This is a genomic window from Priestia sp. P5 (genome assembly GCF_029522155.1).
Lineage (GTDB): Bacteria > Bacillota > Bacilli > Bacillales > Bacillaceae_H > Priestia > Priestia megaterium_E.
On record NZ_JAKWFJ010000001.1, the window covers coordinates 1,246,532 to 1,262,294 of the forward strand.

General features: G+C 33.4%; 17 protein-coding genes. 14 read left to right on the forward strand and 3 right to left on the reverse strand.

The features are described 5' to 3' along the window. Nucleotides 1-462: 462 nt before the first annotated feature. From MMB69_RS06605 to MMB69_RS06625, 5 genes are all read left to right on the forward strand, one after another. Nucleotides 463-864, forward strand: coding sequence for a (deoxy)nucleoside triphosphate pyrophosphohydrolase (locus MMB69_RS06605; RefSeq protein ID WP_164796084.1), 402 nt, complete (start codon nucleotides 463-465; stop codon nucleotides 862-864). A 127-nt stretch (nucleotides 865-991) separates the two neighbouring features. Beyond that, nucleotides 992-3,892: a DEAD/DEAH box helicase gene (locus MMB69_RS06610; protein ID WP_277447414.1), complete on the forward strand. Its 2,901-nt coding sequence runs from the start codon at nucleotides 992-994 to the stop codon at nucleotides 3,890-3,892. A 287-nt stretch (nucleotides 3,893-4,179) separates the two neighbouring features. Then, nucleotides 4,180-4,329, forward strand: coding sequence for a nucleoside triphosphate pyrophosphohydrolase family protein (locus MMB69_RS06615; protein ID WP_416234888.1), 150 nt, complete (start codon nucleotides 4,180-4,182; stop codon nucleotides 4,327-4,329). Between the two features lie 88 nt (nucleotides 4,330-4,417). Beyond that, a complete protein-coding gene (locus MMB69_RS06620; RefSeq protein ID WP_164796082.1) occupies nucleotides 4,418-4,645 on the forward strand; it encodes a hypothetical protein in 228 nt (75 codons plus the stop codon). A 72-nt stretch (nucleotides 4,646-4,717) separates the two neighbouring features. After that, nucleotides 4,718-5,080, forward strand: a complete 363-nt coding sequence (locus MMB69_RS06625; RefSeq protein WP_277447415.1) for an amidohydrolase family protein — start codon at nucleotides 4,718-4,720, stop codon at nucleotides 5,078-5,080. 253 nt (nucleotides 5,081-5,333) lie between these two features. Here the strand turns inward: MMB69_RS06625 and MMB69_RS06630 are convergent, their stop codons facing one another. Continuing rightward, nucleotides 5,334-6,242 carry a DMT family transporter gene (locus tag MMB69_RS06630; RefSeq protein ID WP_269871509.1) on the reverse strand — a complete coding sequence of 303 codons (909 nt, stop codon included), beginning with the start codon at nucleotides 6,240-6,242 and terminating at the stop codon, nucleotides 5,334-5,336. 548 nt (nucleotides 6,243-6,790) lie between these two features. Between MMB69_RS06630 and MMB69_RS06635 the strand changes: the two genes are divergently transcribed. The 8 genes from MMB69_RS06635 (at nucleotide 6,791) to MMB69_RS06670 (ending at nucleotide 11,699) form a co-directional block, all read left to right on the forward strand. Then, on the forward strand, nucleotides 6,791-7,096 hold the full coding sequence (locus MMB69_RS06635; RefSeq protein WP_064471965.1) for a hypothetical protein: 306 nt from the start codon (nucleotides 6,791-6,793) through the stop codon (nucleotides 7,094-7,096). A gap of 183 nt (nucleotides 7,097-7,279) precedes the next feature. After that, nucleotides 7,280-7,741, forward strand: coding sequence for a hypothetical protein (locus tag MMB69_RS06640; RefSeq protein WP_264408270.1), 462 nt, complete (start codon nucleotides 7,280-7,282; stop codon nucleotides 7,739-7,741). 199 nt (nucleotides 7,742-7,940) lie between these two features. Beyond that, the gene (locus tag MMB69_RS06645) at nucleotides 7,941-8,435 is read left to right on the forward strand and encodes a MepB family protein (protein WP_221812789.1); all 495 of its coding nucleotides are present in this window, start codon (nucleotides 7,941-7,943) and stop codon (nucleotides 8,433-8,435) included. Between the two features lie 359 nt (nucleotides 8,436-8,794). Further along, nucleotides 8,795-9,388 carry a YdeI/OmpD-associated family protein gene (locus MMB69_RS06650; protein WP_277447416.1) on the forward strand — a complete coding sequence of 198 codons (594 nt, stop codon included), beginning with the start codon at nucleotides 8,795-8,797 and terminating at the stop codon, nucleotides 9,386-9,388. A gap of 126 nt (nucleotides 9,389-9,514) precedes the next feature. Further along, nucleotides 9,515-9,886, forward strand: coding sequence for an iron chaperone (locus tag MMB69_RS06655; RefSeq protein WP_277447417.1), 372 nt, complete (start codon nucleotides 9,515-9,517; stop codon nucleotides 9,884-9,886). Nucleotides 9,887-9,926: 40 nt separating this feature from the next. After that, nucleotides 9,927-10,634: a DNA alkylation repair protein gene (locus tag MMB69_RS06660; RefSeq protein ID WP_277447418.1), complete on the forward strand. Its 708-nt coding sequence runs from the start codon at nucleotides 9,927-9,929 to the stop codon at nucleotides 10,632-10,634. Nucleotides 10,635-10,797: 163 nt separating this feature from the next. Beyond that, nucleotides 10,798-11,091, forward strand: a complete 294-nt coding sequence (locus tag MMB69_RS06665) for an RNA polymerase alpha subunit C-terminal domain-containing protein (protein WP_277447419.1) — start codon at nucleotides 10,798-10,800, stop codon at nucleotides 11,089-11,091. 122 nt (nucleotides 11,092-11,213) lie between these two features. Beyond that, the gene (locus MMB69_RS06670) at nucleotides 11,214-11,699 is read left to right on the forward strand and encodes a tetratricopeptide repeat protein (RefSeq protein ID WP_277447420.1); all 486 of its coding nucleotides are present in this window, start codon (nucleotides 11,214-11,216) and stop codon (nucleotides 11,697-11,699) included. A gap of 251 nt (nucleotides 11,700-11,950) precedes the next feature. Here MMB69_RS06670 and MMB69_RS06675 read toward each other — a convergent pair whose 3' ends face one another. Beyond that, nucleotides 11,951-12,139 (reverse strand): hypothetical protein, encoded by a 189-nt coding sequence (locus tag MMB69_RS06675; protein WP_014458940.1) that lies wholly within the window; start codon nucleotides 12,137-12,139, stop codon nucleotides 11,951-11,953. A gap of 510 nt (nucleotides 12,140-12,649) precedes the next feature. Between MMB69_RS06675 and MMB69_RS06680 the strand changes: the two genes are divergently transcribed. Then, the gene (locus MMB69_RS06680; RefSeq protein ID WP_221812783.1) at nucleotides 12,650-12,877 is read left to right on the forward strand and encodes a hypothetical protein; all 228 of its coding nucleotides are present in this window, start codon (nucleotides 12,650-12,652) and stop codon (nucleotides 12,875-12,877) included. A 275-nt stretch (nucleotides 12,878-13,152) separates the two neighbouring features. Here MMB69_RS06680 and MMB69_RS06685 read toward each other — a convergent pair whose 3' ends face one another. Next, a complete protein-coding gene (locus MMB69_RS06685; RefSeq protein WP_277447421.1) occupies nucleotides 13,153-15,687 on the reverse strand; it encodes an NACHT domain-containing protein in 2,535 nt (844 codons plus the stop codon). Between the last annotated feature and the right edge of the window lie 76 nt (nucleotides 15,688-15,763).

Sequence of the window (15,763 nt, forward strand, 5' to 3'; positions counted from 1 at the left end):
TTCCCTTTATTCGTCAATTTCTTCTATTTTATATGACAATATTATTGCTTTTATCTATTTTATTGAATTAAACTAGTTTTAAATGGGTGCTGTTTTCCCGTTTTTTCTTTAAATTAAACCTCTTATTTTTTTATTAGCAATTTGGATTCTGGCTTCTTTTTTCTTTCTTCTAACCAGAGAGTTCAATCCATAGTTCCATCATTTTTCAATAAGAAAGTAGGAACAATAACTTTAGCAGAATTAATGCCTTAAATCTGAAAACAGGGTCCTTATTGCTCATAAAGTAAAAGGGATTGAACTTCCTTCTTATCGTAGATTCAATTCTTCACTATGCTTGAAACTCCTTGGAAATTTGAGGATTGATGATAGGTTTTTTTCTTTAAGTTATAATAGAGAAAGATATCCAAATTTTATTTAAGGTGACAATTGGGTATCATATATTTTCTATATAAGGAGAATGTAATGAAGAAGGATATTTATGTTGTTGGGGCAGTAATCGTTGAAGATGAAAAGATCTTATGTGCGCAAAGAGGTCCAACTAAAGCATTGGCTTACAAATGGGAATTTCCTGGTGGGAAAATAGAAGAAGGGGAATCTCCTCAAGACGCGTTAAGACGTGAAATAAATGAGGAAATGCATTGTAAAGTTCATATTGGTGAACAAGTTGAACATACTGTTTATGAATATGATTTTGGAATCGTTCATTTAACTACTTTCTATTGCAAACTTATTGAAGGAAATCCAGTTCTAACTGAGCATGTATCAATTAAATGGTTACCTCCAAATGAGTTAAGCTCTTTAGAGTGGGCACCTGCAGATATTCCTGCCATTGAGAAATTAGCAAAGGCGTCTCTGATGAATTAAAATGGTTAAAATCTAAAAGAGCTATTTACTTTGGTGAATAGCTCTTTTAGATTTATATAAATTTGCCCTGGAAAATAATGAACATTACAATTAAATTAAATATTTAATATTGAATGGAGAATACGCAGTGGATTTTACTCAAAGCTTAGAAGCATCTTTACATAAGGGATTCATTAATGAAAAACACACTAAATCGGGGAGCTATACACCTAAACTATTAATTAATGATGTAAAAAATAATGAATATGTCTTAACTTCATTGTTAGAAGAACTTGATAAATGTCAGTCTTTTATTTTTTCAGTTGCTTTTATTACAGAAAGTGGCTTAGCTACGCTCAAATCTCATTTGCTGGATCTTAAACGAAAAGGAATTAAAGGTCGAATATTAACATCAACATTTTTAAATTTCAATCAACCTAAGGTATTTAGAGAATTACTTAAGATTACAAATGTAGAAGTAAAATTGACCAATTTACATGGTTTTCATTCGAAAGGGTACGTGTTTAAACATAATATATATTATTCATTAATTGTAGGGAGCTCTAACCTAACTGCCCACGCCCTTAAACTGAATTATGAATGGAATATAAAGTTAACTTCACATGAAGATGGTGAAATTGTCCAAAGCTTTCAGCATCAATTTGAAGAAGTTTGGAGAAGTTCTCAACCTTTAAAGGAGGAATGGATTGCTGATTATGAAAAGGTATACCTTCAAGCTGCCTATAGTAAGGTAGTACCTCAGGTGACAGGTGTCTCTATCCTATATGAAAACAATCCTATTGAAGAAAATCAAAGGATTGTGCCAAATAAAATGCAACAAGTAGCTTTGCAAGAGATTGAGGCCGTTCGAAAAGCTAGTAAAAAGAAAGGATTAATTATTTCAGCAACTGGAACAGGGAAAACATACCTTTCAGCATTTGATGTGAAAAGCTTTAATCCTAAACGTATGTTATTTATTGTTCACCGAGAGCAAATATTAAATAAAGCAAAATCAGACTTTAAAAAGGTACTTGGTGGCCAGGATGAAGACTTTGGTATTTTATCCGGCACTAATAGGCAAATAGAGGCTAAATATTTATTTGCTACGATTCAAAGTATTTCAAAAGATGGTACCCTGCATCAATTTGATCCTCAAACATTTGATTATATCTTAATAGATGAAGTTCATAAAGCAGGTGCTAAGTCTTATCATAAAGTAATCAATTATTTTGAACCTAAGTTCTTTATGGGAATGACTGCTACTCCTGAACGTACAGATGATTTTAATATTTATGAGCTATTTGATTACAATATTGCTTATGAAATTCGTCTACAAGAAGCGCTTGAAGAGGACATGCTTTGTCCATTCCATTATTTTGGGGTGACAGATCTTGAATATAATGGACAATTGATTGATGATACTACAATTTTGTCAAAGCTTGTTACGAAAGAACGTATAAATCATATGATTGAAAAGATTCAATATTATGGTTTTTCTGGTGATAAAGTTAGGGGGTTAATATTCTGTAGTCGAAAAGACGAGGCACAAGAGTTGTCTTGTGAATTAAACAAGAGAGGGTTTCGTACAGTTGCATTAACTGGTGACACTTCTCAGAAAGTGAGAGAAGAGCAAGTAAAACAATTAGAAAACGGTATGCTTGATTATATTTTAACTGTGGATATTTTTAACGAGGGAGTTGATATTCCAAGTATTAACCAAGTTGTTATGTTAAGGAAAACTCAGTCAAGTATAGTTTTCATTCAACAATTAGGAAGAGGACTTCGTAAACATATTTTAAAAGAATTCGTTACAATTATAGATTTTATCGGGAATTACAGAAACAATTATTTAATTCCTATCGCTCTTTCGGGAGATAAATCGCAGAACAAAGATAATATACGTAGACATATGCAAGATACAAGTTATATTAAAGGAGTTTCTACAGTTAACTTTGAAGAAATAGCTAAAAAACATATTTTTAAAGCTATTAATAATACTAATTTAACTGAGATGAAACAATTAAAAGAGGCTTTCAACGAGTTGAAAAATAGGATTGGTAGAATACCCTATTTATATGATTTTGTAGCAAACCATTCAATCGATCCTATGGTTATTGTAAATAAATACTCAAACTATCAACAATTTTTGGTGAAAATTAAAGAAAATGTTCCTCAGTTAACGGAGTACGAAAACAAAGTTCTAACAATGTGTTCATTAGAAGTATTAAATGGAAAACGTAAGCATGAGATCTTATTATTAGATACATTATTACATCAAGGGAAAATTAGTTTTGACAAGTATCTCTATCTCTTAGAGGAATCTAATTGTCAGGTAGATGAAAATACACTAACTTCAGTACAAAATATTTTTAACTTATCATTCTTTACACAAGTGTACAAGGTTAAATATGGAGAACAGCCTATTATTGTTTTAGATGAAAACAAGTACTTTGTGTTTAATAAGGATATTGCTAAAAGCTTAAATTCAAATAACTACTTCAAGAATATGATTACAGATATTGTCCGAAGTGCAGCAGAAAAAAATAAGTCTTACCAATGTAATGAGCCTCTAACATTGTATGAGAAATATACAAGAAGAGATGCATGTAAGCTTTTGAATTGGACTAGTGATGAAAGTTCAACTATGTATGGTTATAAAACTAAATACAATACGTGTCCAATCTTCATTACATATCATAAGAATGAAGAAGTAGAAGCTAGTGTAGCGTATGGCGATGAGTTTTTGGATCGAGAAGTATTAAAATGGTATACAAGAAGCAACAGATCATTAAAGTCAGAGGAAGTAAAAAAGATTATTGAGGCAAAAACAAATAATATTGATATTCATATTTTTGTAAAAAAAGATGATGATGAAGGAAGCGATTTTTATTATTTAGGTAAGGCTATTCCAGATAAAAATACTGTTCAACAAGCTGTAATGAAGGATAAAAATAACAAAGAACTTCCAGTTGTTCATATGAATATGATTATGGAGAAAAGCATAGATAGTAGGCTCTATCATTATATTAAAGGTATAAAAAACGTTTAAATTGATCTGGATATATTTTGTTTATATGTAAGTTTTTTAAGCATAGGAGTTAGCTAAGAATTTTCTTGAATTATTGACTTGTTAATTAGCTGAAAAAGAGGATATTAAGTTTCCTCTTTTCCAAACGATTATATAGATGGAACGCATATGCCTTATGTAGTGTAAATATAAAATGATTTTTGATTGTCTATGTGACCCTATTTAAAGAAAAAGAATTATAACTGATAGTTACATTAAACCTTAGAACATAAGCAAGGTTAGAATATATCTCTTAATGGAGGAGAATAATGAAGCATTTACAAGACAAAGCTATAAAATTCGGAGGTGATAGTGGATGGGGAAAGTTTCACAATCCTAAGTATTTAGCCATTTCTTTGTCATTAGAGGCATGTGAACTTCTTGAGAATTTTCATAAAAGCTTTCTTAAGCATCAGTAAGAAATATCCATCGGCATAGTTAGAGTTTCGTAAATAAACAAAAATTAATTATTTATCCATACGAAATTCATAACAGTGAGGTGAAAGTATGAAAGAAAACAATATAAAGAATTTAAAATATGAAATTGTAAAAAAGCATGAGAAATTATTTGTAAAAAAATTAGACCTTGAGAGTGAAGCAAATCGCTTGATGTTAGAAATTAATTTATTGGATGCACAGCATACTCTTGATAAAGTAAATCAGCTAAACCGACAGATAGACGATATAATCTCTGAAATGGATTATCTGAAACAGGCGCTTGAAGCGATTAAGTAGGCTAGATCAAAGTATGTCAAATTCTACAATCGTAATCGATTTTAAAAAGAATTTAACTGGTTTTTCCTGTCTTTGCCTATCTGGGTACATACTTTTCATCCTTTGAATTTAAAGGATATTCAAAAATTATTTCTTCTCACTCAAAAATATGAAAATGTGCCGGTTATATACGGGCATATGGGCGGAATTCATTGGCTAAAAACGATAGAACTGATAAAAAACACTGAAAATGCTTACTTAGATATATCTGCATTTTATACAACATACGCCTTGTCTTTGGCTATAAAAGAGATACCCCAAAGAACGTTATTTAGTTCAGATTTTTCATATGGAGATCCATATTTAAATTTACAGGCCGTTAAGCGTCATACATCTAGCGGAGAAGTTGCAGATAGAGTGTTGGGTGGAAATATCTCGAATCTGTTACATATATAAATTCAGCGTTTTTGTTTGTTGTTGTGTTGCATGGCATAACTAGCAGGGAATTTTAAAATTATTTTCTGCCTTGAAATAAAAAAGGCAGCCAAATAGAGGGCTGCCTTTTAAACAAGATTGAACAACTAGAATTACGTCTTATCATCACATATGATGAATTTCATTTGAAATATATGATATTCCGTAGTCTTTCAGTTTCTTAATTCCTCTCTCGAAGATAACTTTAAAGACTCACATTATAGAATCTACTTACTTAATTTGGTTTAGTGCCAACAAGAGTGACATGCGGAGTTTTACCTTTTGATTTCCTAGATGAAAGATAAACGCCAGTAAAGATAATAAGTAGTCCAACGACTACGTTTGGAGTAATTGTCTCTCCTAGTAGTACATAACCCCATACCATGGCCGAGGCAGGGATCAGGTAAGTAACCGTCGCTGCTAATTCAGGGCCACCATTTTTATTGATATAAAAATAGATTAACTGACCCAATCCTGAGCCAAAACAGCCGAGACCCACAATTGCTAGAATCGGAAGTGGATGAATCAACAAATCTAATTTGAATGGTTCGGTAATCAACATCCCAACTAAACCGATGATAGCACCTGTCAGTAAGGTGAAGGTTGTTATAGTTAGCACGCTCACCTCAGACAGAAACCGTTTTGTTAACTGCCCAGCAAGCCCATAGCAGATACAGGCAACAAGCATTGTTCCAATTCCAACAAACCCGTTCCCAAAAATCTGACCAAATTGAAAATCCATAAGGACGAGTATCCCGAAAAAACCGATAAGAATACCGATCCACTGACGTCCGGTAAGTCGATAAGAAAAAAGAATAAATCCGATAAGACCTGTCCAGATTGGAGTGGTTGCATTCAGAATGGAGGCAGTCGTACTGTTTATCTCAGTTTCGCTTAAAGAAATTAATCCCCAGGCTAAACCACAGTTAAATATACCAACAACAATCAACGCTTTCCAGGGCAGTTTCTCTTTAACTTCTCTACGCTTCCACCATAGAAACGGGAGCAAGATGATTGCACCTGCTAGACAACGAAAAAATACAATTCCCCATATACCAACTGAGGGGAGCAGCCACTTCATAAATACAAAAGATAAACCCCAAATTAAACTAAGCCCAATTAAGGCTCCATACAATCGAAACATAATACACCTCCTTACTTCACTTATTATGGCAAATTTTGTTGATTATTTCATTCCGAAATTTTGCTTTGTAGAACATTTTCTCATGTTTTTTTGTTTTCGTTATCTCGATATCTTTCTCTAGATATATAAGGTGTTTCTTTTTTAATAAAATAATAAATTCGACGTTATTCATAGGAATAATTCGGAAAACTTTAGAGTTTTTATTGAAAAGAGAACATTTGTTCTTGTATAATATAGAGAACGAATGTTCTTTTTTGATGGTTTCCTTGGATCGATTAAGAGTAGCTGCCAAATAGAGTCATTATATGCACCGACATGAAGGTATTCCGTGCTTTATTTTTTTCTATTAAACGCAAACGTTGAAGAAGAGGAGAAAATGAGCTTGTTGGAGGATATTGTAATCAGCGTAAAAGAAGCCTATGTGCTTGCCAAAACGATTGATTAAATTTGGCTTTCTCTTTAGAAGCCCCAACTATACTATCATCTTAAAGGGAAAAGATAACCAATATACAAATTATACAAAATTAGTTTTCTAAGGAGAAATAACATTGAACTCTACACTCAATAATTCAGAAGATATAAAAAGGGAAGAAGGACAAAAGCAGCTGCTTGAAAAAAGTCTTCAAGCTCATAGAAATAAAAAATGGATAATCAACTTTACTTGTACTATATCTTTTCTTTTAGCAGTATTATGTTTTTGCTTTCAAGTGCCAGACGCTATAATTATTGCTATTATCTTACTGTTCATATGTGTAACTTTCCAAACCGCACATAAAATGTTAGATAGAAAAATAGAGCTGCGCTTGAAACGTATAAAGCAGGATCATAGAAAGATCATATTCAAGATAAAATAAATCCTAACTTCCTGCCTATAATTTTCTAAAGTTTAGACAATCTTGCCGCGAACCAATAACGCGTCATTTTTTTGCTAGTTCGTTTAAAGTTAGGGATTTTTGAATAGATGTAATCCAAGAATGAACGCTTTTTTACTTGTTATTGAACTCACTCGATGCTTTAGTTTAAAAAAGGAGGGCTTTATGAATTACTCTAAACTGCTTCAATATCAAGGCTGTATTTATTTAAACTCTATATTTGAACCTGAGGATAACGCGTTAATAGTGGATATTGAACGTTGCAAAATTAATGGAAATGCAGCTGAAGAGATAACAGGAGAAAGCACTTTTTCTTCATATGCCTCTATTGATGTGGATTACGCACTTCCTATCATTCGACTTACATTTGATTGGTACATTGCATACTCTGTTAGAAACGAAAGTTTTACTGTAATAGATGAGTATGAAATGTATAAAGGAAGCGCTTTTGCAGTTTATTCAAAGTCCAGATATCTAGATTTTATTGAAGTTGGTACCATAGCTGACGATATACATCCTGGCCCGTTTAAACACTATGGGATACATGCTTTAAATCACATAATTGATGTGGTTTCAACTGAACCTCCAAGTATTTCAGTAATACAAAGAGATCAAGAACAAGAGTAAAAAAATGTAGTTAATATGTAGCATATTCACTACATTAAGAGGGTAGCAACGCTTGAGGGATCAAGAGGTGTTATAGGGTGAGGATAGCTTTGCTATAACATTTTGGAATATTTAAGATATTTAGACGCAATTTCGAGGAAAGACATACAAACCACTTATTATTAATTGAAGAAGCCTATAAACATAAGAGGTAAAAACAATGAAATTTTATGAGGCGTTAACCTATGTAAATGAGAATTTTTATAAACCCAATCCCTTCGCTATAAAAGCTATTCGAGAAGAAGCTCAGAATTCAGCTTATGGCGCTGGTATCTTTCAGTTAAATTCAAAATCTGTACGATTTAGGGTGGCGAAAACTACCCCTAACAAGGTAGGGCAGTTTGTATCCTTTTGGGAAAAAGATGCGACTCATAAAAACCAGGCCTTTTCGTATGGAAAAGCTACCGATCTATTAGTTATTAATACCTTCACTAGTACAAATAGATTTGGACAATTCATTTTTCCAAAAGAAGTTCTTTTAAAACAAAAAATCCTTAAAACGGAGACCACAAAAGGTAAAATGGCTATTAGAGTGTATCCAATATGGGATAAACCAACTAGCACACAAGCTATAGAAACACAAAAATGGCAATTAGAATATTTTGTTGAACTGAATAATTTGTCCCACCAAAAATTCTTAAAACTGTACTCCTAGAGTGGTATCGGTTGAAGCCTAACATACAAATAAACAAGTCTATCTTACATACTATAAGAGAGGCCAATGCATAACAAAGACAGGATTTATTCAGTTTGTTGGTTCTCTTAGTAATTTATTTATCTTCATAGATGACATATGTAAATTAAAGAATAAAATGCGGTTAAGTAAACTAATTGATGTTCGTTTTTTATAGTGAGCAAATTCACTTAAAATGTTTATAATTTTAATAACTATCAAGTCAATTGAAGAAGGGCATTTCCTACATTTGAAGAATAGTAACACCATTAAATGAATTGAAGGTTGACTGTATGATTTCTAGAGCGACAGATTAAAAAATTGAATAGGAGTGTTTCTTGATGACAAATAGTAAAATGAATCCTAAGGTTGATGAATTTTTAACTAAAGCTAAAAAGTGGAAAGAAGAATATGAGACGTTGAGAAAGATTGTTCTTGACTGTGAGTTGAGCGAAGATTATAAATGGATGAACCCTTGTTACACGTTTGAGAAAAAAAACATTGTTTTGATACATGGATTCAAAGAATACTGTGCACTGCTGTTTCCTAAAGGTGCTCTGTTACAAGATTCTCACGGTATTCTAATCCAGCAAACGGAGAATGTACAAGGGGCGCGACAAATTCGGTTTGCCAATGTGCAAGAAATAGTTGAAAAGGAAGCCATCTTGAAAGCTTATATTTATGAGGCTATTGAGGTGGAAAAAGCCGGATTAAAAGTCAAAGCTAAAAAGCCTGAAGAACTCATTATTCCTGAAGAGCTACAGCATAAATTTGATGAAATACCTGCTTTAAAAACGGCTTTTACTACATTGACTCCAGGACGGCAAAGAGCATATATTCTTCATTTTTCTGCGGCCAAACAATCTAAGACTCGAGAATCAAGGATTGAAAAATGCATTCCGAACATTCTTAATGGAAAAGGATTAAATGATTAGTACATTTTATTTAAAACATGGCCAATTTCGAATTGAAAATTAAATAAGTTTAAGTGAACTGATTGATGTTCCATTTGTGTAAAAGTAGAGTAAATTTAAAAAATTTTTATTTGAGGAGAAAATGCTATGGAAGTTTTTGCAGAATATTTAGCGCGTATAGATAGCCCTGACCACCGTGACCGAATAGAGGAGGTTTTGGCTTGGATTGCTAATACTTTCCCGAATCTGGAACCACAAATTAAATGGAATACGCCAATGTTTACTGATCATGGAACATTCATCGTCGGCTTTGCCTCAGCGAAACATCATTTGAGCGTTTCACCTGAAGAAACAGGCATTGTGCACTTTAAGCATGACATTGCCCAGGCTGGATACAGCGCTACCAAAGGCTTGTTTCGAATTCTATGGACTGAGCCAGTAAACTATGAATTACTTAAAAAAATAATCGAGTTTAATATCTTAGATAAGAAAGACTGTTCAACTTTTTGGCGGAAATAAAAAGCAGATTATGAATGGAGAAGAAGGAGGGTGCAGAACGGTGGACTTTGAAATGGTTATGGAAGAACTTGAAGCGCTTGGTACGGAACGAATTAAAAAGACTTATATAAACAATGGTGCACGCGATCCACTTTTTGGGGTGGCAACAGGAAAAATGAAGCCGATTGCAAAGAAAATCAAGAAAAATCAGGCTTTAGCCGAGCAGCTTTATGCGTCTGGCAATTACGATGCTATGTATTTTGCTGGTATCATTGCAGACCCAACAGAGATGACTGCGGAGGGTTTTGAGCGTTGGATCGATAAAGCGTATTTTTACATGCTGTCCGATTATGTAGTTGCAGTAACGTTGTCAGAAACCGATTTTGCGCAAGTTGTTGCTGATAGATGGGTGATAAGCGATGAAGAACTTAAAATGTCGGCAGGATGGAGTTGTTACTGCTGGCTTTTGGGTAATCGTCCTGACGATGAATTTAGCACAAGCAAGATTGCCGATATGCTTAATCAAGTGGAAAATACGATTCACGATTCTCCAGATCTAACGAAATCGGCTATGAATAATTTTATCTATACAGTCGGTGTTTCATATTTGCCACTTCATGAGAAGGCGCTTGAAACGGCAAGGGCAGTAGGTCCAGTCGAAGTTAAGAAGGATAAGAAAAAAAGTAGTATTCTTCTTGCTTCCGAAAGCATTCAAAAGGATATAGATAAAGGAAGGCTTGGTTTCAAACGCAAACATGTAAGGTGTTAGCATAATTTGTAATGGAGCTGCACTACCTGAAACGAGACTAACAAGCATTTAATGATAATTAGTTTACTATACGTAGGATGTTTTGTTCCTTCATAAATCATCCATTGAAGAAGTGGCAGGGGAGAAAAGCTAAAAAAGTTCTTTAGAAAAGGAGAGGTTAAAAATGAAAAACCAAAAAGGAAATCTAAGAATCTGTCATAAAGGACACAAATATTATAAAAGCAGTAGCTGTCCGACCTGCCCAACTTGCGAGCAAGAACGCAAACCTGACAATGGATTTCTTTCCATGCTATCAGCACCAGCAAGACGAGTATTGGAAAGCAAGGGGATAACTTCTTTGCAGCAGCTATCAACATTTAGTGAAAAAGAGATATTACAATTTCATGGCATGGGGCCGGCTTCTTTACCTAAACTTAGAACAGCTTTGCAGGCCAATGGGTTAGCCTTTAAAAATTAAGCATTAAGGGTAGTTAAAGCAAGAAATAGACCTCGATAAAGTGAACGAATAAGCTGAATTTCTGGATATGGAAGGATGTTAAGAGATAAGTAGTGGGAAAAGTAGGATGGGAGATCTAAGTAATGAATAACAAACTTGATAAAGCATTAGCGTTACGAAAGAATGGAAATCACAAAGAATCTAACGAATTGCTAAGTGAATTAGTTAAGGAATGTCCAGACGATGCTTTATATAACTATCAATGTGCTTGGAGCTTTGACATATTAGGAGAAGAAGAAAAGGCAGTGCCCTTTTACAAAAATGCCATAAAGATAGGGTTACCTTCTAAGGATATGGAAGGTGCAGTATTGGGGTTGGGCAGCACATATAGAGCCTTAGGGGAATATGAAAAGTCAAAAGATATATTTTTAAAAGGGATGGAATTATTCCCAGATAATCATGTAATTAAAGTGTTTTATTCTATGACCTTGTACAATTTAAAAGAACATAATCAAGCGATGGAACTGTTACTGAAATGCTTACTACATACGACAAATGACAATGAAATACTAAGTTATAAAAAAGCCTTACATTTTTATTCAGATAAACTGGATCAGACTTGGAAGTAGCTTGTGAAATTCACTGAATATACGTTCTTTTTCTGAAACGAGGAGAGGACTTTTTTTGTAACATTATTGGCAGAGTTCCTTTGATCAAATGATAGATTGTGAAGAAATACATTTAAACTATAGGAGGCTTTGATAAATAAGAAAGCCCTTACATATTATATATGTCTAATATGTAAGGGGCCCTATAAGAATTACATTTGAAATAGGAGATCTTTTCTTTTAATCTTGCGGTTCTTTCTTTGTTGAAGCATTTATGTTTGTACAACTCTATCCTTACTAAACTCTTCTTCAATTAGCTTATCCATGAGAAAATGATAAAAAACGTGATAATTTGTTTTAGTTAGTTTGTCCAGTTCCTGGTGAGTGATAATGTTATGTTGGATGAGTAAACCTATAGCAGCTGATATACAATTTACTTTTAAATCTTCTTCCCCTAACATATAAATCACCTTCCCTTAGTTACTAAGTAACCCATTCTATATAATAGGCATACTTAAGACACGGACTTATATAAGCTCTTTTCTCAATATTGCTCTCGTGCTGATAGAAAATGATAATAAAATGTTCTTAACACTTTTTAATGCATACTGTTATTTTTATATACTTCGCTTTCTTTTCCTGCAAAAAAAACTAAATGATTTAAAATTTCCCTTATTATGGAATTTTACATTTATTTTTAACAGTTAGGGAAGCTTTTGAACACTCAGTATGTATCTGAATGTCAACACCAAGAACTTATGAACGCCATCCAAAGAAAGTGAATAATGGAATTTATTTTAATGGGTTCTTATTATTCATCTTATGTAAATGCGAAATAAATGTGGTTTTCCTGTAAGTAAAAAAGGCAGCTTTAACTATGTCATAAACCTCCCTATAGGTAATTATTAAATTATATAGGGAAATTTACATCTCAATAAAATACTGTTATTACAAGTTAGTGAGGTAGAAGTATGAAAGAAAGCAATATTAAAAATTTAAAATCTGAAATTATAAAAAAGCGTGAGGTATTATTTGCAAAGAGACTAGAACTCGAGAGTGAAGCAAGCCGTTTGATGTTAGAAATTAATTTATTGGATGCACAGAATACTCTTGATAAAGTAAGTCAGTTAAACCAAAAAATAGATGATATAACCTCTGAAATGGATTATTTGAAACAAGCCCTTGAAGCCATTAATTAAGCTATATATCAAAGTGTAACTAATTCTATAAGTATAACCACGAGCAAATTTAAGGGGTATTCAAGCAACTCAAATTTTTCAGATGCAACTAGTGGAGAAACCAGAGTAATTTTAACATAATCCTTTTATATAGATGTAATTGCGTTAGTCTAATGAAAGCCAAATAGAAAAGAGTGATCAACTTGGAAGAAATAAGAGGCCAGATAAATTTCAACCTAATTGAAGCACTACATTCAAACAAACAGCCACTTGTTTCATACAAGTGGCTGTTTTACTTAATTCTCTCTAATATTATGTTTAATAACTTCATTGAATTCTTCTACTTCTTTTCGAATACTAATGGTTGGTCCCCAAGAATCGATAAGGTTTATAGCTTCTTGGATAGATTGTAAAGCCTCTATATTCTCTCCTTTTCGTAATAGCAATTGGGCCATCCCATAGTGATAGTATATTAATTCAATTTGGTTGGCTTTGTCTTTCTGATAAAGAAGGCTATTAAAGCATTTTTCTGCTTCCTCAAGCATATCACAAATGACATAAGCTACACCTAAATTAAAGTAAGCTTCAATGGTCTTTTCTCCTCCATATATTAAACTGATTTCATTAGCTTCTTCATATAATCGGATTGCTGCTCCATAATTTTTATAGACCATACATAGATCACCTCGCACTAATGAAATTCTATGTTGAATCACCTGTGTAGTGAAGATCTCCCTAACTTCTTCAAGAATACATTCTGCTTTGTTAGGATTATTTTTCTTCAACAAGAGCCTTGCTTTTAAGGCAAGTCCCCAAGCTTTCAAATCGTAAACATCAGACCTGTCTGAGCTTAACTGATCTAGTGTTTTTAGACCGGAATCTATTTGTAGTAGGGAACCATCTAGGTTATTGACCTCCATCAATGCCCAACCCAATGTATCAATTCTAAAAAATGCCTCATAGGTATGTTTTCTAAGTTGTTTTGCATAATCAGCTGCTATTTTTCCATATTTAATCCTTAACGGTAAATTAATTCGACTTAGAAAATGGCTTATGCGAAATACCAGTTCAATCAAAAGCTCTTTTTGATCGGATTCGTTTGCCCATTTTATAACCTTGAGTATATTTGGCCATTCTTTCTTAATTTCCTCTAAATCACGACCAAGCAAATAACTCCAATAAATCGAATCCGGAAGATCCCGTTTTAAATAGTTGTCTAAATATTGGATATAGTATTGGCTCCAACGCTTACGTGCTACATTTTCAAATTGTTTATCTTCTAACAATCGTTGTTCACCATATGTTACTACGGTTTGATGACCTAGATAATGGATTTTTCCTTCTATACGTTCTCCTTGGATAAGCGCAAATAATTTCATTTGATCAACAGCAAAATGGAATTTTCGAGCGTCTAGTCCAGCCGCTGTTGCCCAACTTTTCTCGTCAGGAGGTTTGCTGAAAAAGCATAACACTTTCCAAAGATGTAAAGTATCTTCATTACATTTCTCCCATGTGCGTCCGAAAAGAAAATCAAATAATTCCAACAGTGAGTAACCGGCTTTTCCTAGTTCCTGAATAAGTTGCTGAGCAGGAATGTCATCATCTGCAATGTAAGCTATACTAAGAGCGATAGCTTTAGGATTTCCAGCAGTAGCTGAAATGAGTTGTTCACGAGTTTCAAGAGGGCTATTTAATAACTGTTTCATTTGTTCTTGTTTGTTCGATGAATTAGACATTTTCATATGTTGTTTTACTTCGTAAGAAAGATAGTTAAGAGCATCGTCCTTTTCCAGTCCCTTTAGTTGAATGGTTATTATATCTCTAAAGTTGTTTCTATATTTTTGCTGTAGATTCTCGCGAGATGTGAGTAATACTTTAACGCCTTGTGGAAGATTAGTAATAAATTCATAAATTTCACTTTCAGCTGTATCGATGCTATCAATCACAAGTAATACAGGTTTTTCTTTTGCATAATTAGCTAATGCATTGCGAACCACAAAACGTTTCTCGTCAATGGATCGGTTGATTTGCTCTATCCGTCCAAGTTGGTAAGCAATTGTATTTAGAAAATCACTAAAGGTTAGTCCCTTCCAGTCAGCACTAAACCATACTATAGAATTGAGGTTTGGCCAATCCATCTCAAGGCTTTCTGTTTCCCTATAATTCTTCTGAATACACGCATATGCTACTTCAAGAGCAAGAGTTGTTTTTCCAATACCAGCCCATCCGGAAATTAAACATAATGGAGAAGGGGAAATTACCCACTGACGAATTGCCTCCAGGTCAAAGTGTCTTCCAATAAAAACTCCTGACCAGCGTGCTGGTAAGTTATGTATTGTAAAATGTTCCTTTGGAGTAGCAGCTTCAGTCTGAAGTTTATTATGAAATATTTTTTTTACTACTTCCTCAATATCTTTATTAAGGGGTGCACCAAATGAGTTGTCCGCCCCTAATATTTTTGCCTTTTCCAGACACGAAGACACCCAAGCTGGTAAAGCAGGTTTAAGAGTGGGTATAGAAGTTGTTTCCATCAGCTTTGAGAACCAACTGATATCTATATCCGTTTTTTTAAATATTATCCATATGATGCCGAAGAGCTTTCCATCGTCAATACGACCAGGAATATATTTTAATCCCATCTGACCTATCCAACTTTTAATTGTATTGGGAGATACACCTAGTTCATTTGCGATATTAGCTATATAAGATTGTCCTAGTGAGCTATCTTCGCCTTTTTTCCTTTTAATCTTATAATCAGGGTGAAGTTTTAGTTCTTTAACACCCAAAGATAACAGTTCTGCAAATGTTTTCCGATCTTCAATTTCAGCCATGAGAATCTTACACCTCCTATTATCTTTATTTTAACGCTATATCTTTGTATGTATATAAAAAGAAAAGTACAGTGTT